The organism is Streptomyces asiaticus, assembly GCF_018138715.1.
GTDB lineage: Bacteria > Actinomycetota > Actinomycetes > Streptomycetales > Streptomycetaceae > Streptomyces > Streptomyces asiaticus.
The window spans coordinates 5857897-5876869 of the sequence record NZ_JAGSHX010000006.1 but is presented as its reverse complement, the minus strand read 5'-3'; the positions used below and the strand labels follow the sequence as shown (position 1 = coordinate 5876869).

The following is an 18973-nucleotide window of genomic DNA, read 5'->3' as shown; positions in this document are numbered from 1 at the left end:
GGCAGTGAACGGCAAGTCTTCCGTCCGATGAGGCAGGTGCAGTGGCAACGTGAACATCGAAGAACCGTCCAAGAACAGTCGCAGAGCCCGTACCTTCGCCGTCGCCCTGGCCGCGGGGGCCCTGGCGCTCGCGGGGTGCAGCAGCGGTGGCGGCAGTTCGAATCCCAAGGATTCGAACGAGCCCAAGATGGAGTCCCAGGACATCACCCTGGGCACCGCCGCCGACTCCACCGGACCGGCCAAGGACCTGCCGGGCGCCAAGAAGGGCGGCACCGTCACGGTGCTCCAGCGGGACGCCTTCGAGCATCTGGACCCGGGGCAGATCTATGTCAGCGATGAGCTGATCATGCAGACGCTCTACAACCGGACGCTGACGAACTACCAGTTCGACGACAAGACGGGCAAGGCCAAGCTGGTCGGCGACCTCGCCACCGACACCGGCAAGTCCTCCGACGGCGGCCGCACCTGGACGTACACCCTCAAGGACGGGCTGAAGTTCGAGGACGGCTCGCCCATCACCTCCAAGGACGTCCGCCAGGCCGTCGAGCGGCTCTACGCGCCGTATCAGACCAACGGGCCGACCTACCTCCAGCAGTGGCTCTCCGGGGAGGGCCAGAAGTACCGCAAGGCGCTTCCGGACGGCCCCTACAAGGGCAAACACCTGCCCAAGTCGGTGCTGGACACCCCGGACGACAAGACCGTCGTCTTCCACTTCGACCAGCCGCGCGCCGAGGTGCCGTTCGCGGTCGCCATGCCCAACATCGGCGCGGTGCCGTCGGCCAAGGACACCAAGGAGAAGTACGACAAGGCCCCGCTGGCCTCCGGTCCGTACAAGATCCAGAACTTCAAGCCGGGCAAGGGCATCCAGTTCGTCAAGAACGACAAGTGGGACCCCAAGACCGACCCGATACGCCATCAGTACGTCGAGAAGTTCGACGTCTCCTTCGGCCACCAGTGGGTGGACTCCACCCGCCGGCTCCAGGCGGACAAGGGCGCCGACCGGAACGGGATGACGTGGACCAACGCGGTCGACCCGTCGCAGATCTCCACGGTCCTCAAGGACAAGAAGGCGATGGCCCGGTCGCTGACCGAAACGCAGCCCTATGTGGATGTCGTTTCGATCAACACCGATCGAGTCAAGGACAAGAAGGTGCGCGAGGCGATCGCTTGGGCCTTCCCCAGCGGTCAGTACCTCCAGCAGTTCGGCGGTCCGAAGGCCGGTGAGATCGGCGGCGGGCTGGTCGGTCCCACGCTCAAGGGCTACGACCCCACGTTCGACCCGTTCCAGAAGAAGAAGTACCCCGGCGGCAACGCCAAGAAGGCCAGGGAGCTGCTGAAGGAGGCGGGCAAGGAGAACTACGAGCTCGTCTACGCCTACGGCAACGGCGACACCCACCAGGACGCCTCGGTGGTCGTCGAGCAGGCCCTGGAGCGGGCCGGGTTCAAGGTGCAGAAGAAGGAGATCGACCAGTCGACCTATTACACCCAGATCGGAAAGGTCAAGAACAAGTTCGACCTGTACCGGTCCTCGTGGGGTGCCGACTGGCCGTCCGCCTCGACCGTGGTCCCGCCGGTGTACGGCGGCCAGAACGTCTACGACGACTCCGCGAACTACTCGCACCTCAACGTCCCGTCGGTCAACGACGAGATCGGCAAGGTCACGAAGGTCAGCGACCTCAGCCGGGCCACCTCGGAGTGGATCAAGCTCAGCGAGAAGATCCTGACCGATGAGATCCCCGCCGTCCCGACCTTCTACAACCGGCTGTTCACCCTCTGGGGCTCAGGGCTGGGCGGAGTGAAGTTCAACTCGGTCTACGGCGCCGTGGACCCGACGGCCGTCTTCATCAAGTAGTCACCTTCTCCACGGAGCCGCGGCCGCACCCAGGCAGCGCAGAACCCGGCCGCGTCCGCCCCGGCGGACGCGGCCGGGACCCGCCCCTAGCGGAAGATCACCGACGTCATGTTGAGATTCCTCGCCCGCCGGTCCCTCGGCGCGATCGTGATCATGATCCTGATCAGTGCGATCACGTTCTTCCTCTTCTTCGCCCTGCCCGCCGAACCGGCCCGGCTCGCCTGCGGCAAGAACTGCGATCCCACCTCGCTCGCCATGATCAACAAGAATCTGGGCCTGGACCAGCCGGTGCCGGTCCAGTACTGGAAGTTCATGGTGGGGATCGTCGCCGGGCGGGACTTCGCCGTGGGGCACTGTGCCGCGCCCTGCTTCGGCTACTCCTTCGTCAGCCAGGAGCCGGTCTGGAGCACCATCGTGGACCGCTTCCCGACCACCCTCTCGCTCGCCCTCGGCGGCGCCGCCGTCTTCCTGGTCTGCGGGATCGGCATCGGCATGATCGCGGCCTGGCGGCGCGGCACCTGGATCGACAAGTTCTTCAGCTCGCTGTCGCTGCTCGGCGCCTCGATGCAGATCTACTTCGTCGGGGTGCTCGCCCTGGCCTGGTTCGTCAGCGGGCTGGGGATCATGGACCAGCCCGCCTACTACCCCTTCACCGAGAACCCGGCGAAGTGGTTCAGCGGAATGCTGCTGCCCTGGGTGGTGCTCTCGCTGATCTTCATGGCCAACTACAGCCGGATGACCCGCTCCCAGATGGTCGAGCAGCTACAGGAGGACCACGTCCGCACGGCGAGGGCCAAGGGGCTCTCCAGCCGTACGGTCTTCTTCCGCTACGCCTGGCGCGGCGCCATCGCCCCCATCGTCACCATCTTCGGCATCGACCTCGGATCGCTCCTCGGCGGGGCCATGGTCACCGAGTACACCTTCACCCTGCACGGCATCGGACGGCTGGCGGTGGAGTCCGTCCAGCTCACCGATCTGCCCATGCTGATGGGCGTGATGCTGGTCAGCTCCGCGGCCATCGTGGTGTTCAACATCCTGGTCGACGCCGCCTACGCCTTCATCGACCCGCGCGTGCGCCTCGCCTGACAGACCCGGAGCTGCCGAGATGACCACACTCACCAAGCCCGACGACGGCGCGACGCCGCCACCGGCCCCCGGCGACGGCGCCTTCCTGTCCGTACGCGATCTGTACGTCCGGTTCTCCACCGAGGACGGGATCGTCAAGGCCGTCGACGGCCTCTCCTTCGACCTCGAACGCGGCCGGACGCTCGGCATCGTGGGCGAGTCCGGCTCCGGAAAGTCCGTCACCAACCTCACCGTGCTGGGCCTGCACGACCCGCGCACCACCACCGTCAGCGGCGAGATACTGCTGGACGGGCAGGAGCTGACCGGCGCCCCCGAGCGCACCCTGGAGCGGCTGCGCGGCAACACCATGGCGATGATCTTCCAGGACCCGCTGACCGCCCTGTCGCCGTACTACACGGTGGGCCGCCAGATCGCCGAGCCGTACCGCAAGCACACCGGCGCCTCCAAGAGCGAGGCCCGCTCCCGCGCGATCGAGATGCTGGAGAAGGTCGGCATCCCCAACCCGCGGCTGCGGGTGGACGACTATCCGCACCAGTTCTCCGGCGGGATGCGGCAGCGCGCGATGATCGCGATGTCGCTGGTCTGCGACCCCGATCTGCTGATCGCCGACGAGCCGACCACCGCCCTCGACGTCACCGTCCAGGCGCAGATCCTGGATCTGCTGAAGGACCTCCAGCAGGAGTTCGGCTCCGCGATCATCCTCATCACCCATGACCTGGGCGTGGTGGCCAACACCGCCGACGACCTGCTGGTGATGTACGCGGGCCGGGCCGTGGAGCGCGGCACGGTCCGCGAGGTGCTGCGGGCGCCCCAGCACCCGTACACCTGGGGACTGCTGGGCTCCATGCCGCGGCTGACCTCCGCCGTGGACGAGCCGCTGAGCCCCATACCCGGCTCCCCGCCGAGCCTGCTCAGCCCCCCGCCGGGCTGCCCGTTCCATCCGCGGTGCCGCTACACCGACCAGGTGGGGGGCGACCGCTGCGCCACCGAGCGGCCGTCGCTGCCGGACGGCCGCGGCGCCGCCTGCCATCTGGGCGCCGAGCGGAAACAGACCCTCTTCACCGAGCAGATCAAGCCCCGGCTGGGCTAGGGACCAGGGCTTAGGAGCGCTGACGCATGAGCATCGAGTCGGGCACACCCGAACCCCTCCTGGTCACCGAGCGGCTGACCAAACACTTCCCGATCATGGGCGGCTTTCCGTTCAAGCGGAAGGTCGGGGCCGTACAGGCGGTGGACGGGGTCGATCTGACCGTGCACGCCGGGGAGAGCTTCGGGCTGGTCGGCGAGTCCGGCTGCGGCAAGTCCACCACGGGCCGACTGCTGACCCGGCTGCTGGAACCCACCAGCGGCAGGATCACCTACCGGGGCCGGGACATCACCCACGCGGGCCGCAAGGAGCTCGCCCCGATCCGCTCCGAGATCCAGATGATCTTCCAGGATCCGTACTCCTCGCTGAACCCCCGGCAGACCGTCGGCACGATCATCTCCGGGCCCATGGAGATCAACGGCATCGAGCCGCCGGGCGGCCGCGAGGCCCGGGTGCGCGAGCTGCTGGAGATCGTGGGCCTCAACCCCGAGCACTACAACCGCTTCCCGCACGAGTTCTCCGGCGGTCAGCGCCAGCGCATCGGGGTGGCCCGCGCGCTCGCCCTGGAACCCAAGCTGATCGTCGCCGACGAGCCGGTCTCGGCGCTGGACGTCTCCATCCAGGCGCAGGTCGTCAATCTGCTCCAGAAGCTCCAGCGGGAGCTGGGCATCGCCTTCCTGTTCATCGCCCATGACCTCGCCGTCGTACGGCACTTCTCGCAGCGCGTCGCCGTGATGTACCTGGGCAAGGTGGTCGAGGTGGGCGACCGCGAGTCCATCTACCGCCGCCCCCGCCACCCGTACACCCACGCGCTGCTGTCCGCGGTGCCGGACGCGGCGGTGGTGATGGCCGAGGAGGAGGCGGAGGGCCCGGGCGCCGTGCGGACCACCCGCCGGGAGCGCATCCGGCTCGCCGGGGACGTCCCCTCCCCCATCAACCCGCCCTCCGGCTGCCGCTTCCGCACCCGCTGCTGGAAGGCCCAGGACATCTGCGCGCGGGAGGAGCCACCGCTCATCCGCCTGGACGGCAACGGCGAGGGCCACCTGTCCGCCTGCCACTTCCCCGAGGACCCGACGCTCGAGGCCCGCGAGGAGGACGTGGTGCTGGACCCGGCGCTGATCGCGGCGGAGTCGGAGGCCCTGCCGCGCAAGGAGCCGTAAGAAGCTGAACCAGCGCCTCAGCACCGCGAGTCCGCCGTCAGAACCGAGTCCGCCGTCAGAACCGCGAGAAGGAGTGCACCCGCCCGACGGCGCGGAACCCGCGACGGCCGTACCAGCGCAGCGGCCAGTCGTCCTGGTCGGCGACGAGGAACCGCAGCGCGCACCCCGCGGCGGCCGCGCGGCGCAGCGCGCCGGCCAGGACGGAGTCGGCGTAGCCGCGGCGCAGATACGGCTCGGCGGTCGCCACCTCCTCGATCTGGGCGACCCCGGCGGCGGGCTCCAGATACAGATCGGCCCAGGAGACGATCTCGCCGCTGTCGTCGTGGGCGGCGAGGAAGAGCACCTCCTCGGCCCCGGCCCGCCGGGCGGTGCGCCGCTCCACCAGGTCGTGCACGGTCTTCTCGTCCGCGTCCGGCATCCACCGCCACTGCTGCGCCGTCACCGCCCGCCGCAGCAGCCCGTGCGGATCCGGCCCCAGCTCCCGCTCCACCACATCGGCCGCCCCGGCCTCCGGCACCGGCCCGGTGTGGACCATCAGCACCTCGGTGACATGGGTGTATCCGGCCTGTTCGAGCGCGGGCACGGAGATCAGGCCCAGGGCCTCGTCATGGACCGTGATCCGGCGGTGCGGCAGGAAGGCCATGACCTCATCGGCGAGCTCGGGCAGCCCCTCGGGGTCGGCGGGCCCGGTGATATGGAGCTGATTGTGCTCATGGGAGCGTTCGTACTGCCGGTGCAGCACCAGGAAACCGCCCGGCACCTCCCGCACTTCACCGGCCTGTCGGCGGGCGAAGGAGATCCGGAAGTCGATGATGCGCTGAAGGTCGTTCGACGGGTCGTTCCGCGGGGCGTTCCGTGGGTCGTTCTGCGACACGTCGCGATCATAAGCGAACTCGCACAATGACACGGCTTTCGATAACTGGTCAACACGGATAACACGGGTAACCCACCGGGTAAAAGGAATTAAGCGATCCACTACCTTCTGATGGAAAATGTCAACTCTTGATAGTTCTGCGCCGGATATTTACTGTCTAGCGCATGCCGGAACAGTGATCCCACTGCGTCCGGCCCCCAACGAGAGGGAGGTGTTCGCCATGCGCAAGCTGATCCTCACCGGAGCGCTCTTCGCCCGGCTCACTCGTAAGGACCGTCTCACGCTGCCGTACTCGTACTACTAAACCGGCGCGGATGAGCGGGCGGTGGCCGCGGCGCGATGCCGTGGCCACCGCCGTCGGCCACGATCCGAGGGGACGTCCATGACCGCCGCTCCTTACCGCACCGACCTGCCGGGCCCCTCCGGGGACAAGTACCTCGGCAATCTGCACGCCTTCTCCTCCGATCCGCTGGGCTTCCTGACCGACTGTTCGCGCCGCTACGGCGACGTGGTCCGGCTCGGTGAGAACAACGTCCTGCTGACCGACCCCGGCGACGTGGAGAAGATGCTGGTCGACCGGGACTCCCTGTTCTCCAAGGCCAGCGCGGACACCCGGCGCGGCTCACGGCGGCAGGGCTTCCCGCACTCCACCATGAACAGCGACGGCGACCGGTGGAAGGCCAAACGGCACCGGCTGCAACCGGCGTTCGGGCGGTCGCTGTCCACCAGGGCGGCCGAAATTGTCGACGCCCAGGGCGAGAAGCTGCTGCGCACCTGGCGGCCCGGCCAGGCCCGTACGCTCCAGGACGACATCGCCGTGGTGACCCTGCGGCTGGTCACCCAGCTGATGTTCGGGGACGAGTTCAGCGACCGGGACACCGCCGAAGTGGCCCGGCTGGTGGCGCCCATCATGGACCTGTCGACCTCGCCGGTCCTGCTGCCCGAGTGGGTGCCGACCCCGCGCAAGCTGCGCATCCGCCGCTCGATGGCCCGGATCGACCGCACCCTGCGCGCCCTGGCCGCCTCCCCCGCCGCGAACGACCCGGAGCGCGCCCCCGTGCTGCACGCCCTCGTCCACGGCACCCCCGCCCCCTCACCGGAGGAGCTCCGGGACGAGCTGGCCACCTTGATCATGGCGGGTTTCGAGACCACCAATGACGCGGTGGTCTGGACGAGCGTCCTGCTGGCCCGGCACCCCCGGATCGCCGAGCGGGTCCGGGCCGAGGCCGACGCCGCCTTCGCCACCACCCCCGCCGGGCTCTCCCGGATGGAGGCCCTGCCCTACACCCACGCCGTCGTCCGCGAGGCGCTGCGCCTCTACCCCCCCGGTCTGGCTGACCAGCCGGGACGCGCGGCAGGACCTCGACTTCGGCGGCTATCTCATCCCCGCCGGGACCACCGTCACCGTCAGCCAGTGGGTGGCCCACCGCGATCCGCGCTTCTGGGAGGAGGCCGAGGCGTTCCGCCCCGAACGCTGGCTGGGCGGCGGCCCCTCCTCGGTGCCCCGCGGCTCGTACTTCCCGTTCGGGCTCGGCCCCCGCGTCTGTGTGGGAGCCGCCGTGGCCACCACCGAGACGGTCCACCTGGTGGCCGACATCTGGCGCCGCTTCCGGCTGGAGCTGACCACCCCGGACCACATCCACCCCCGCCCGGCCCTCGCCCTCCAGCCGGTCGGCGCCGAGGTGGTCCCGCGCCCCTGGTGACCCCGGCCCGCCGGGGGTGACCCGGCCGCCGGGCTCGCGGCCCGTCAGGGCTCCGGGACGGGACCGTAGACGGCCGTGGGGGCGGCCGTGGACCAGGCCCAGTAGCGGTCGCCGTATGACCAGTGCCACCACTCGGTGGGGTAGTTGACCATGCCGACCGAGGACAGCGCCTCGATCATCAGCGCCCGGTTCTCGCGGGCCCGTGCGGACAGGCCGGGGGCGTGGGTGTAGCAGGCCCCGCCGCTCTCCTCCGGTGTCGCGGCCTCCGGGCTGCCCATGTCGATCTCCGTACCGTCCCGCGTGCACACGGTGAGGTCGATCGCCGCCCCGGCGACGTGCCCTGCCGTCTCCGCCGGGGCACACCAGCGGCTGGCCGCCGTCCGGATCCGCTCCTCGTCGGCGCCCGGATCGAGCTTCCGCAGCGTGGCCGCGTAGCCGTCGAAGATCTCCCGCTGGAGCGCCGGCGGCCGGTAACCCTCGACCAGCAACCACCGCCAGTCATCCGGCAGCGACTTCTCGGCCCGCTCGAGCCGTTCGGCGACTCCGGCCCGGAGGTGCGCGAAGTGCCCCGCCGGATCGGCCCGCCGACCGTCCACGCGCATCCGCCCCCGGCAGTCGACCAGCGGTTCACCGCATTCGCGCACCGGCACCGCCCGGACCCGTGGGTCACCGATCAGGACGATCCGCGGTTCCGCCGGAAAGGGCGAGCTGGTCATGGGACTCTCCTCACACACGCCGGTGGGCCGTCCCACAATCTGCCCGTCCCCTCGTCCGGATGAACCACCGTCCGTGGGCACCGGGAATGGGTAGTCCGCCTGCATGATCGCCGGTATGAGCCTCGAACGTGTCACGATCACGATGCCGAGCGAGACCCTGAGCGCCGCCAAGGAAGCGGCGGACCGCGAGGGCATGAGCGTCTCGGCCCGGCTCTCGCGCGCGGCCGAGCGCGCGGCCGAGCGCGCGGCCAAGCGCGCGGCCAAGCGCGCGGCAGGGCGATCGCGGCAGGCGTCCTGCCGTCCATGACGCGGGGGGCGCGGCAGGCGCGCCTGGTGCGATCGCTCAGCAGGACTGACGGCCGGCTGCCACCACCTCACGTACCCCACATCATGTTGGACAGGGCCACGAACAGCACAAAGGTGATCCCCACGCCCTGCGCGGCCTTGCCCCAGCCGGACATGGATTCGCCCCGCTTGACCGCCGAGCGCTGGGCGGAGAAGGCGAACGCCAGCGCGATGAGGGCGAGGGGGCCGAGCACGATGGACAGCCAGTCGACTCGCACGGGGGTCATGGCGGAACTTCCTTACGTTCACCTCGGCTACGGGCGGCCCATCATCCGCGGGACCGCCCGGGACCCCTCCCGAGGAGCGATGTCTCCGCCTTCGCCGCACCGCCGAACGGCTCGTTCCTAGGCGACCGTGAGCACGATCTTGCCTTGGATATGCCCCCGGGCGGCGCGTTCGTGCGCCGCTCGGGCATCCGCGAGCGCAAACGTGCTGTCCACCGCGACGCGAACCGTGCCCGCGTCGAGCAGGCGTCCCAGCTCGGCGAGTTGCGCGCCGTGCGAGCGGACCTGGGTGGACGTGACCGTGACGCCCAGCCTCGCGTTCTCCTCGTCGTCGAACTCGCCGAAGTACACCGGGTAGAGGGACCCGCCGCGCTTGAGGGTGCGCAGGAAGCGCCTGCTGTCGGGGCCCCCGACGGTGTCCAGGACGAGATCGACGTCATGGGCGGCCTCCTCGGGCCGCTCCTTGGTGTAGTCGATGAACTCGTCGGCGCCGAGCTCGCGCAGGAAGGTCTCATGGGCGCCGGAGGCCACGGCGATGACGCGCGCCCCCTTCCACTTGGCCAGCTGGAGAGCGAGGTGCCCCACACCACCGGCGGCGCCGTTGATGAGCACCGTGGTCTCGCCGTCGAGCGCCACCGGACGGTGCCGGGCCTCCTGGAACGGCGAGGGATGGTCGTGCCCGAGCTCGATCAAGAACTGCCACGCCGTCAACCCCGACATGGGCAGGCCGGCCGCGTGCACATGATCGATGGCAGCGGGCTTGCGGGCGAGGTCGGACGCCGGCGCGGTGACGTACTCGGCGTACGCGCCGCCCTGGAGAGCGGTGGGGAAGCGCAGCAGGCCGACCACCTCGTCCCCGGCCGCGAAGCCGGTGACATCGGCGGCGACGGCTGCCACGACGCCCGAGACGTCGGTCCCCGGAATCAGGGGGAGATGGAACGGAGGCTTGAGCTCGGGAGGTACGTTGGGCATGCCCTCGCGCGCGTACCAGTCGGGAGGGTTGACACCGACCGCGTGCACGCGGACGAGCACCTCGCCCGGCCCCGGTTCGGGGACCGGCGCCTCCTCATAACGCAGCACCTCAGGGCCGCCGAAGTCGTGCAGCCGGATCGCCCTCATCGTGCGTGTCGACATCATTTTCTCCTACCCCTGCCAGGGGATACGCTGATCGGATCAGTGGTCCATATATTCGTACCACTGATCCGAATATATGGACCACTGATCCGGATAGTCAAGCCGGATAGTCAAGAGGGGCAGATGCGGGCCGACGCCAGGAAGAACCGTGACCACCTGCTCGCAGTCGCGGGCACCGTCATCGCCGAGCAGGGCGTCGACGCGTCGCTGCGCGACATCGCACGCAAGGCCGGTGTGGGGCTCGCGACGCTGCTCCGTCACTTTCCGACGCGCGAGGTGCTGCTCGAGGCCCTGCTCCACACGAGCTTCGACGAGCTGACGGCAAGGGCGGGCGAACTCGAGACGTCGAGCTCGCCCGAGGACGCGCTGGTGTCGTGGCTACGCGACTGCGTCGCCTGGACAACCGAGTACCGGGGCGTGACCGTGCTGATGGCTGCCGCCATCGAGGACACCGAATCCGCGCTCCACGCTTCGTGCGTCACCCTCCGCGCGGCCGGCACGCGGCTGCTCACCCGTGCTCAGGACGCGGGCATGGCACGGACGGACATCGATGGCACCGACCTGTTCGCGCTGATCGCGGCGCTCGCATGGCTCGGCGACCAACCCTCGCTCGCGCCACGCGCCGATCACCTCTTCGACGTTGTCGCGAGCGCGATCCTGACGAAATGACGTTCCCCGGGGCCGGTCGCGCCCTGATCAGCCCAGGCAGGTCAGCGCAGGTCAGCGCAGGTCAGCGCAGGTCGCGGAAGAACGTCCGTACGTCGCCCACCAGCAGCTCCGGGACCTCCATCGCCGCGAAGTGACCGCCTGCCTCGAACTCCGACCAGTGGGTGATCGCATGCCATGACTCGGCGAGGCGGCGGATCGCGGTGTCGCCCGCGAAGACCGCGACGCCGGTGGGGACCCCGGAGCGCTCGGGGGACGCACCCCAGGCCGAGGCGGCCTCCTTGTAGAGGCGGGCGGAGGGGCCCGCCGTGTTGGTGAACCAGTACAGGGAGACGTTCGTCAGGACCGCGTCACGGTCGAGCGCCTCGGGCTTGTCGCCGTGGGCGGCGAACCAGTCCACGTTCCAGGCCAGTTGGCCGACGGGCGAGTCGGCGAGGCCGTAGGACAGGGTCTGGGGGCGGGTGCCCTGGATGGCGGCGTAGCCGGAGAGCTCGCGGTGCCAGCGTTCGAGCCCGGTGAGGCGTGAGCGCTCGGCCGGGGTCAGCTCCTCCGGATCAGCCGCGTCGGCCGACCCCGCGGTCACCAGGGCGTTGACATGGACGCCGACGACCCGGGCCGGCGCCACCCGGGCCACCTCGGGGGAGATCAGCGAGCCGAAGTCGCCGCCCTGTGTGCCGTAGCGCTCGTACCCCAGGCGCCGCATCAGCTCCGTCCACGCGGTGGCGATGCGGCGGATGCCCCAGCCGGGCTCGCGGGGCGGGGCGGAGAAGGCGAAGCCGGGGAGGGACGGGATGACGACGTGGAAGGCGTCGGACGGGTCGCCGCCGTGTCCGCGCGGATCGGTCAGCGGGCCGATGACCTCGGTGAACTCCGCGACCGAACCCGGCCAGCCGTGAGTGATCAGCAGCGGCAGGGCATCCGGCTCGGGCGAGCGGACCTGGAGGAAGTGCACCCGCTGCCCGTCGATCTCGGTCGTGAACTGCGGAAACGCGTTCAGCCGCGCCTCTCGCGCCCGCCAGTCGAACCCGGTGGCCCAGTACCCGGCCAGCTCACGGACATGGTCGAGCGACGCCCCGTCGGACCAGCCGGCGCCGGGGAGCCGCTCCGGCCAGCGGGTGCGTGCCAGGCGTCGGCGCAGATCGTCGAGGTCGGCTTCGGGGACGGCGATGCGGAAGGGACGGATCTCCATGGGCCGCACGGTAGGGGTGGTCGCGGACGGGGAGTGTCCGCGACGCCCGGTGGCACACCTACTTCCCTCACCTCCGGCCCCGTCACCCCGGACAGCGGTCATCGACGTGCGCCGCCGCCCCGGCGGATGTCAGATGGGCCTAGGTGGTGATCGACGGATCTTGCCGCCTGCGGCGGGCCACTCCCCTCCCCGCCCCTTCCCGAAACCAGGGGCTTCGCCCCTGGACCCCGGGGTCTGGGGGCGGAGCCCGCGGGGAGGGGGAGAGATCCGCCGGATGCCCCGTAAGGCCGATCTTGGACCGGATCGTCGGGAGGCGCCATGCGTCGCGGAGCACCGTATCCCCTGCGTGCCCGGCCTTCCCCGGGTGCCCGGCACCCCGTCCGCGCTTGGCATCCCCTGGGGGCCCGGCAGTCCGTACGCGCCGTCGTCCTGATCGTGACGGCCGCGACCACGGCGACCGCCATGACCGCCTGCGGCGGCGGAGGAGGCGGCGGCGCCGACGCCGGTGTCGTCCGCTCCTCCTGGGGCGATCCCCCCAATCCGCTGGAGCCCGCCAACACCAATGACGTCCAGGGCGGCAAGGTCCTCGACATGATCTTCCGGGGGCTCAAGCGCTACGACCCGAGGACCGGCGAGGCCAAGAACGCGCTTGCGGAGCGGATCGAAAGCTCCGACCAGCGCAACTACACCATCACCCTCAAGAAGGGCCGGCGGTTCGCCAACGGGGAGAAGGTCACCGCCGCGTCCTTCGTGAACGCCTGGAACTACGGCGCCCGGATCGACCACAAGCAGCGCAACGCCTACTTCTTCGAGTACATCGAGGGCTATGACAAGGTCCACCCCGCCTCCGGCGCCGCCCCCACCGCCAAGACCCTCTCCGGGCTGCGGGTCAGGAACGACCGGACCTTCACCGTCCGGCTCACCCAGAAGTTCTCCACCTGGCCCAAGACTCTGGGCTACAACGCCTATGTGCCGCTGCCCCGGGCGTTCTTCACGGACCACGCCGCCTGGCTGAGGAAGCCCATCGGCAACGGCCCGTACCAGGTGCGGTCGTACGCCAAGGGTTCGGTGATGAAGCTGCGGGCCTGGGACGGCTACCTCGGCCCGGACAAGGCCCGTAACAAAGGCGTCGACCTACGTGTCTACACGGACAGCAACACCGCCTACACCGATCTCCAGGCGGGCAATCTCGATCTGGTCGACGATGTCCCGGCGCAGCAGCTGAAATTCGTCCGCTCCGACCTCGGCAACCGCTACATCAACCAGCCCGCCGGGATCATCCAGACCCTCACCTTCCCGATGTACGACCACGTCTGGAGCGGCCCGGCCAGGGCCAAGGTCCGCCGGGGCATCTCGATGGCGATCAACCGCGCGCAGATCACCGAACGCATCTTCCAGGGCACCCGCACCCCCGCGACCGACTGGACCTCGCCGGTCCTGCGCCGCCAGGGCGGCTATCAGCCGGGGCTGTGCGGGGACGCCTGCCGCTACGACCCGGTCCGGGCGCGCAAGCTGATCAAGGCGGGCGGCGGACTGCCCGGCGGCCGGATGACGATCACGTACAACGCCGACACCGGCTCCCACAAGGACTGGGTGGACGCGGTCTGCAACAGCGTCAACACCGTGCTGCGGAACGACCGGGCCTGTGTCGGCAAACCGGTCGGCACCTTCGCCGACTACCGCAACAAGATGGCGGGGAAGAAGATGACCGGGCCGTTCCGGGCCGGCTGGCAGATGGACTACCCGCTGATCCAGAACTTCCTCCAGCCGCTGTACTACACCGGCGCCTCCTCCAACGACGGCCACTTCAGCGACACCGGCTTCGACCGGCTGGTGAACCAGGCCAACGCCGCCTCCGCCGACGGCCGGGCCATCGCCGGTTTCCGGGACGCGGAGAAGATCCTCGCCGAGCAGATGCCCGCGATCCCGCTGTGGTACCAGAACGGCAGCGCGGGCTATTCGCGGCGGCTCAGCGAGGTGGCGCTCAATCAGTTCAGCGTGCCGGTCTACTCACAGATCAGGGTCGGCTGAGCCATGGGCCGCTATGCGCTGCGGCGGCTGCTGCAGATGATCCCGGTCTTCATCGGCTCCACCTTCCTGATCTTCTTCATGGTGTACGCGCTCGGCGACCCGGTGGCCGCGCTCTTCGGCGACAAGGCCCCGGACCCCGCCACCGCCGCCCGGATCCGTAAGGACCTCTATCTGGATGAGCCGCTGTGGCGGCAGTACGCGCACTACATGGGGCAGATCTTCAGCGGCCATTTCGGTACGGCCTTCAACGGGCAGCCGGTGACCGAGCTGATGGCGAGCGCGTTCCCGGTCACCCTCCGGCTCACCCTCGTCGCGGTCGCCTTCGAGATGGCGCTGGGCATCACCCTGGGCGTCCTCAGCGGGTTGCGCCGGGGCCGGGGTCTGGACACCTCGGTGCTGCTGCTCACCCTGGTCGTGGTCTCGGTCCCGACCTTCGTCAGCGGCACGGTGCTCCAGTATCTGTTCGGTGTGAGCTGGGGCTGGGCCAGGCCGTCGGTCTCGCCGGAGGCCCCGCTGAACGAACTGCTGCTGCCCGGGGTGGTGCTGGGGCTGGTGTCGCTCGCGTACACCACCCGCCTCACCCGTACCTCCATCGTGGAGAACGCCCGCGCCGACTACGTCCGCACCGCCGTCGCCAAGGGGCTGCCGCGCCACCGGATCGTCACCCGCCATCTGCTGCGGAACTCGCTGATCCCGGTGGTGACCTTCATCGGCACGGACGTCGGCGCGCTCATGGGCGGGGCCATCGTCACCGAGCGGATCTTCAACATCCACGGTGTGGGCTACCAGCTCTACCAGGGCATCCTGCGCCAGAACTCGCCGACCGTCGTCGGCTTCGTGACCATCCTGGTGATCGTCTTCCTGCTCGCCAATCTGCTCGTCGACCTCCTCTACGCCGTGCTCGACCCGAGGATCCGGTATGCCTGAGCCCTTTGACCCGCGCTACGACATGACCGAGGCGATCGCACCGGCCGGCAGCGGCGGCGGTCCGATGGACCTCCCCGCCTCCGGCCCCCAGACCCTGAAGGACGGGCCAGCCCCGAGGGGCGGGGCGCGGCGCGGCCCCTGGCGCCTCCCGCTGCCCTGGCGCGGGGAGCCCGGCCGCCGCTCCGGCGAACCGGCCGCGCCGACCGGGCGGGGGCTGTGGACCGACGCCTGGCACGATCTGCGCCGCAATCCGATCTTCGTCGTCTCCGCGCTGATCATCCTCTTCCTCGTCGTGATCGCGATCTGGCCGCAGCTGATCGCGAGCGGAAACCCGTACCACGGCGATCTGGCCATGGCGCAGGACGGCCCGGCCCCCGGCCACCCCTTCGGCTACGACCTCCAGGGCCGCGACGTCTACACCCGCACGGTCTACGGCGCCCGCGCCTCCATCACCGTGGGCATCTGCGCCACCCTCGGCGCGGCGCTGCTGGGCAGCGTGCTGGGCGGGCTCGCCGGGTACTTCGGCGGCTGGTGGGACGCGCTGCTCTCGCGGATCGCCGATGTCTTCTTCGGCATCCCGATCCTGCTGGGCGGGCTGGTCTTCCTGTCGGTGGTCACCAGCGGCTCGGTCTGGCCGGTGGTGGGCTTCATCGTGCTGCTGGGCTGGCCGCAGATCTCCCGGATCGCGCGCGGCTCGGTGGTGAGCGTCAAGGAGCACGACTACGTCCAGGCGGCGCGGGTGCTCGGCGCGAGCAGCGGCCGGACGCTGCTGCGCCATATCGCGCCCAACGCCGTGGCGCCCGTGATCGTCGTCGCGACCATCGCGCTGGGCACCTACATCTCGCTGGAGGCCACGCTGTCGTTCCTCGGCGTGGGGCTCAAACCGCCCACCGTCTCCTGGGGGATCGACATCTCCTCGGCCGCGACCCAGATCCGCAACGCCCCGCACATGCTGCTGTGGCCGGCCGGGGCGCTGTCCATCACGGTGCTCGCGTTCATCATGCTCGGCGACGCGGTGCGCGACGCCCTCGACCCGAAGCTGCGCTAGCCATGGCGGCCCGCCTGCTGGACGTACGGGACCTGCGCGTGGAATTCCGCACCCGGGACGGGATCGCCGAGGCGGTCGGCGGTGTCTCGTACGCCGTCGACGCCGGTCGGACGCTGGCCGTGCTCGGCGAGTCGGGCTCCGGCAAGTCGGTGACCGCCCAGGCGATCATGGGCATCCTCGACTCCCCGCCCGGCCGGATCACCGGCGGCCAGGTGCTCTTCCAGGGCCGGGACCTGCTGACGATGGGCGCGGAGGAGCGCCGCCGGATCCGGGGCGCCGCGATGGCGATGATCTTCCAGGACGCGCTCTCCGCCCTCAACCCGGTGCTTCCCGTGGGCGCCCAGCTCGCGGAGATGTACGAGGTGCACCGGGGGATGTCCCGCAAGGACGCCCGGCGGCGGGCGGTCGAGCTGATGGACCGGGTCCGCATCCCGGCGGCGGGGCAGCGGGCCGGGGACTATCCGCATCAGTTCTCCGGCGGGATGCGCCAGCGCATCATGATCGCCATGGCGATGGCGCTGGAGCCGGACCTGATCATCGCCGACGAGCCGACGACCGCGCTGGACGTGACCGTTCAGGCCCAGGTCATGGAGGTGCTCGCGGAGTTGCGCCGGGAGTACGCGATGGGGCTGGTCCTCATCACCCATGACCTGGGCGTGGTCGCGGACGTGGCCGACACCATCGCCGTGATGTACGCGGGCCGGATCGTGGAGACCGCGCCGGTACGCGACCTCTACCGCCGCCCCGCCCACCCGTACACCCGTGGCCTGCTGGACTCCGTGCCGCGCGTGGACCATCGGGGCGAGCGGCTCTACGCGATCAAGGGCGCGCCGCCCAGTCCGCTCGCCCTGCCGCCCGGCTGCCCCTTCCACCCCCGCTGCCCGCGCGCCCAGGAGGTCTGCCGCGTCGAACGGCCACCGCTGTACGAGGTGGCGGAGGACGCCGGGGCCGACGGACGGACCAGCGCCTGCCACTTCTGGAAGGAGGAGCTGCATGCCTGAGCACATGCCCGAGCCGGATGGGCCGGTCTTGGAGGTCCGCGACCTGGCCAAGCACTATCCGCTGACGCGGGGGGTGCTGGTGAAGCGCCAGACCGGCGCGGTACGGGCGGTCGACACGGTCTCGTTCGCCCTGCGGCGCGGGGAGACCCTCGGCATCGTCGGCGAGTCCGGCTGCGGCAAGTCCACCGTCGCCAAGCTGCTGGTCAGCCTGGAACGGCCGACCGCCGGGACGATCCACTACCGGGGCGAGGACATCGCCCGGCTGTCGGGCCGCGCGCTGCGGGCCGTCCGCCGCAACATCCAGATGGTCTTCCAGGACCCGTACACCTCGCTCAACCCCCGGATGACGGTGGGCGACATCATCGGGGAGCCCTTCGAGATCCACCCCGAGGCGGCCCCGAAGGGCGACCGGCGACGGGCGGTCCAGGAACTCCTGGACGTGGTGGGGTTGAACCCCGAGCACATCAACCGCTATCCGCACCAGTTCTCCGGCGGCCAGCGCCAGCGCATCGGCATCGCGCGGGGTCTGGCGCTACGACCGGAGATCATCGTCGCGGACGAACCGGTCTCGGCGCTGGACGTCTCCGTCCAGGCACAGGTGGTCAACCTGATGGAGTCCCTACAGGACGAGTTCAACCTCTCCTACGTCTTCATCGCGCACGATCTGTCGGTGGTCCGGCATATCTCCGACCGGGTGGCCGTGATGTACCTGGGCCGCTTCGCCGAGACGGGCACCGGCCCCGAGATCTACGACCACCCCACGCACCCCTACACCCAGGCCCTGCTGTCGGCCGTCCCGGTCCCGGACCCGGAACCGCGCGGGGCCCGGACCCGCATCCTCCTGACGGGCGACGTCCCCTCTCCCGCCAACCCGCCCTCCGGCTGCCGCTTCCGCACCCGCTGCTGGAAGGCCCAGGACCGCTGCGCGGTGGAGGTTCCGGCGCTGGCGGTGCCGTCGAGCCTGGCGGGCCCGGCCGCCCACGCCTCGGCGTGCCACTTCGCGGAGGAGCGCGCGGAGGTCAGGGCATGACGTTCAGGGCAAGATGTCGAATATGCTCCCGCCGGAGTCGTTCCCCAGGTTCGAGCCCGGCCCCTGGGGCACCTGGTACACCGGAGGGAAAAGCAGTCGCACTTCAGGCGCGAACGCCTGCACGGCGACGGCGAGCCGGGCCCGATCGACCTTCCAGAGCATGATGCGCCGGCAATTCCTGACGACCTCGTACTCGATGTGCGGTGCGAAACCCGCGGCGAACTGCTGGGTGAGCTTCCGGTTGGGGCCGGGAGGGGCGGGAACGCCCGGCCACAGCTTCAGACTTACGTACCATTCCGGCTTCTCCGTGCGGCTTTGCCTGGCCCACACCACGACGGCTTCGATGTCCCGCCATGGAACGACGGCCAGGAACCGGCGGTATCGCAATGCGGCGCCGCCCAGGGTGACACCGGACTCATCGGCCCGGAAGGCGACCCGTCGCTTCCACCCAGCGCTCGTCAAGAGCTGGAAAGGGGTGCGGGTGTAGAACGCCTCATAGACCGGTGAGTGAGGGGCAGTCATGCCACGACCCTACGAGGCGCGGCGCGGCGCCGTCTCGCGCCTTCGGCGCATTTGAGCATGGGTCGGGGGTGGGGGCCGAGACCGTCGCCGGACCGCCGGACCGGCTCCGGGTTGCCGGGGGTGGGGTACCCCTCTGGAAATCGTTTGACAAATTAGTTGCGCCAGATCAAGTACTTTGGGAAGGGCGGTCCAATGCCCCCGCCTTCGCGGCCCGCAGGAACGCGCGGAGCGCGGCGGGGGTCGTGGATATGACGACCTCCGGGTCGTCGCTCTCGCGGAGGTGCGGGGTGCCGACGGAGTCGGCGGCGAGTTCGACGCAGTTGGGGGCGTCGCCCGTGCTGAAGCTGGACTTCCGCCACGGAAGCGAGGACATGCAGC

Annotated in this window: 20 protein-coding genes and 1 pseudogene; 14 read left to right on the top strand and 7 right to left on the bottom strand. The window is 70.2% G+C overall.

Annotated elements, in window-relative coordinates:
* Positions 1-49: 49 nt before the first annotated feature.
* From KHP12_RS32650 to KHP12_RS32635, 4 genes are all read left to right on the top strand, one after another.
* Positions 50-1852, top strand: coding sequence for an ABC transporter substrate-binding protein (locus KHP12_RS32650; RefSeq protein WP_244202683.1), 1803 nt, complete (start codon positions 50-52; stop codon positions 1850-1852).
* A gap of 108 nt (positions 1853-1960) precedes the next feature.
* The gene (locus tag KHP12_RS32645; RefSeq protein WP_086881050.1) at positions 1961-2938 is read left to right on the top strand and encodes an ABC transporter permease; all 978 of its coding nucleotides are present in this window, start codon (positions 1961-1963) and stop codon (positions 2936-2938) included.
* A gap of 19 nt (positions 2939-2957) precedes the next feature.
* The gene (locus tag KHP12_RS32640; RefSeq protein WP_086881051.1) at positions 2958-4028 is read left to right on the top strand and encodes an ABC transporter ATP-binding protein; all 1071 of its coding nucleotides are present in this window, start codon (positions 2958-2960) and stop codon (positions 4026-4028) included.
* 26 nt (positions 4029-4054) lie between these two features.
* Complete coding sequence (locus KHP12_RS32635; RefSeq protein WP_086881052.1) at positions 4055-5185, top strand: ABC transporter ATP-binding protein; 1131 nt, start codon at positions 4055-4057, stop codon at positions 5183-5185.
* 55 nt (positions 5186-5240) lie between these two features.
* Here the strand turns inward: KHP12_RS32635 and KHP12_RS32630 are convergent, their stop codons facing one another.
* Complete coding sequence (locus KHP12_RS32630) at positions 5241-6059, bottom strand: GNAT family N-acetyltransferase (RefSeq protein ID WP_167442439.1); 819 nt, start codon at positions 6057-6059, stop codon at positions 5241-5243.
* A gap of 175 nt (positions 6060-6234) precedes the next feature.
* Here KHP12_RS32630 and KHP12_RS51460 point away from each other — a divergent pair, with 175 nt between their 5' ends.
* From KHP12_RS51460 to KHP12_RS53480, 3 genes and pseudogenes are all read left to right on the top strand, one after another.
* Positions 6235-6363: a cittilin family RiPP precursor gene (locus KHP12_RS51460; protein WP_218053458.1), complete on the top strand. Its 129-nt coding sequence runs from the start codon at positions 6235-6237 to the stop codon at positions 6361-6363.
* Between the two features lie 78 nt (positions 6364-6441).
* Positions 6442-7377 (top strand): annotated as a pseudogene (locus KHP12_RS51455) (cytochrome P450); the annotation flags it as partial.
* A gap of 16 nt (positions 7378-7393) precedes the next feature.
* On the top strand, positions 7394-7762 hold the full coding sequence (locus tag KHP12_RS53480) for a cytochrome P450 (protein ID WP_372455318.1): 369 nt from the start codon (positions 7394-7396) through the stop codon (positions 7760-7762).
* A 44-nt stretch (positions 7763-7806) separates the two neighbouring features.
* Here the strand turns inward: KHP12_RS53480 and KHP12_RS32615 are convergent, their stop codons facing one another.
* Positions 7807-8478, bottom strand: a complete 672-nt coding sequence (locus tag KHP12_RS32615; protein WP_210609805.1) for a M15 family metallopeptidase — start codon at positions 8476-8478, stop codon at positions 7807-7809.
* A 115-nt stretch (positions 8479-8593) separates the two neighbouring features.
* Between KHP12_RS32615 and KHP12_RS32610 the strand changes: the two genes are divergently transcribed.
* The gene (locus KHP12_RS32610; RefSeq protein ID WP_210609803.1) at positions 8594-8785 is read left to right on the top strand and encodes a hypothetical protein; all 192 of its coding nucleotides are present in this window, start codon (positions 8594-8596) and stop codon (positions 8783-8785) included.
* A gap of 67 nt (positions 8786-8852) precedes the next feature.
* Here the strand turns inward: KHP12_RS32610 and KHP12_RS32605 are convergent, their stop codons facing one another.
* Both KHP12_RS32605 and KHP12_RS32600 read right to left on the bottom strand, forming a co-directional pair.
* Positions 8853-9050, bottom strand: a complete 198-nt coding sequence (locus KHP12_RS32605; RefSeq protein ID WP_086885399.1) for a hypothetical protein — start codon at positions 9048-9050, stop codon at positions 8853-8855.
* 117 nt (positions 9051-9167) lie between these two features.
* Positions 9168-10181, bottom strand: coding sequence for an NADP-dependent oxidoreductase (locus KHP12_RS32600; RefSeq protein ID WP_210609801.1), 1014 nt, complete (start codon positions 10179-10181; stop codon positions 9168-9170).
* 123 nt (positions 10182-10304) lie between these two features.
* Between KHP12_RS32600 and KHP12_RS32595 the strand changes: the two genes are divergently transcribed.
* Positions 10305-10850: a TetR/AcrR family transcriptional regulator gene (locus KHP12_RS32595; RefSeq protein WP_086879973.1), complete on the top strand. Its 546-nt coding sequence runs from the start codon at positions 10305-10307 to the stop codon at positions 10848-10850.
* A 61-nt stretch (positions 10851-10911) separates the two neighbouring features.
* Here KHP12_RS32595 and KHP12_RS32590 read toward each other — a convergent pair whose 3' ends face one another.
* The gene (locus KHP12_RS32590) at positions 10912-12036 is read right to left on the bottom strand and encodes an epoxide hydrolase family protein (protein WP_086879974.1); all 1125 of its coding nucleotides are present in this window, start codon (positions 12034-12036) and stop codon (positions 10912-10914) included.
* Between the two features lie 462 nt (positions 12037-12498).
* On the opposite strand from KHP12_RS32590, the gene KHP12_RS32585 reads away from it, so the two are divergent.
* Genes KHP12_RS32585 through KHP12_RS32565 form a run of 5 tightly spaced genes read left to right on the top strand, consistent with a single transcriptional unit; the run spans position 12499 to position 18073 of the window.
* The gene (locus KHP12_RS32585; protein WP_086879994.1) at positions 12499-14067 is read left to right on the top strand and encodes a peptide ABC transporter substrate-binding protein; all 1569 of its coding nucleotides are present in this window, start codon (positions 12499-12501) and stop codon (positions 14065-14067) included.
* Between the two features lie 3 nt (positions 14068-14070).
* Positions 14071-14994 carry an ABC transporter permease gene (locus tag KHP12_RS32580; protein ID WP_086879975.1) on the top strand — a complete coding sequence of 308 codons (924 nt, stop codon included), beginning with the start codon at positions 14071-14073 and terminating at the stop codon, positions 14992-14994.
* Entirely contained in the window at positions 14987-16042 is a 1056-nt protein-coding gene (locus KHP12_RS32575; protein ID WP_086879976.1) for an ABC transporter permease, read from the top strand. Before KHP12_RS32580 ends, KHP12_RS32575 begins: the two co-directional genes overlap by 8 nt.
* 2 nt (positions 16043-16044) lie before the next feature.
* Positions 16045-17043 (top strand): ABC transporter ATP-binding protein, encoded by a 999-nt coding sequence (locus KHP12_RS32570; RefSeq protein ID WP_086879977.1) that lies wholly within the window; start codon positions 16045-16047, stop codon positions 17041-17043.
* Positions 17036-18073 (top strand): ABC transporter ATP-binding protein, encoded by a 1038-nt coding sequence (locus KHP12_RS32565; protein WP_372455243.1) that lies wholly within the window; start codon positions 17036-17038, stop codon positions 18071-18073. Before KHP12_RS32570 ends, KHP12_RS32565 begins: the two co-directional genes overlap by 8 nt.
* A 3-nt stretch (positions 18074-18076) precedes the next feature.
* On the opposite strand, the gene KHP12_RS32560 is transcribed toward KHP12_RS32565, so the two are convergent.
* Positions 18077-18595, bottom strand: a complete 519-nt coding sequence (locus KHP12_RS32560; protein WP_208652851.1) for a hypothetical protein — start codon at positions 18593-18595, stop codon at positions 18077-18079.
* A gap of 166 nt (positions 18596-18761) precedes the next feature.
* Positions 18762-18968, bottom strand: a complete 207-nt coding sequence (locus tag KHP12_RS32555; RefSeq protein WP_086879979.1) for a DUF397 domain-containing protein — start codon at positions 18966-18968, stop codon at positions 18762-18764.
* Positions 18969-18973: the final 5 nt, after the last annotated feature.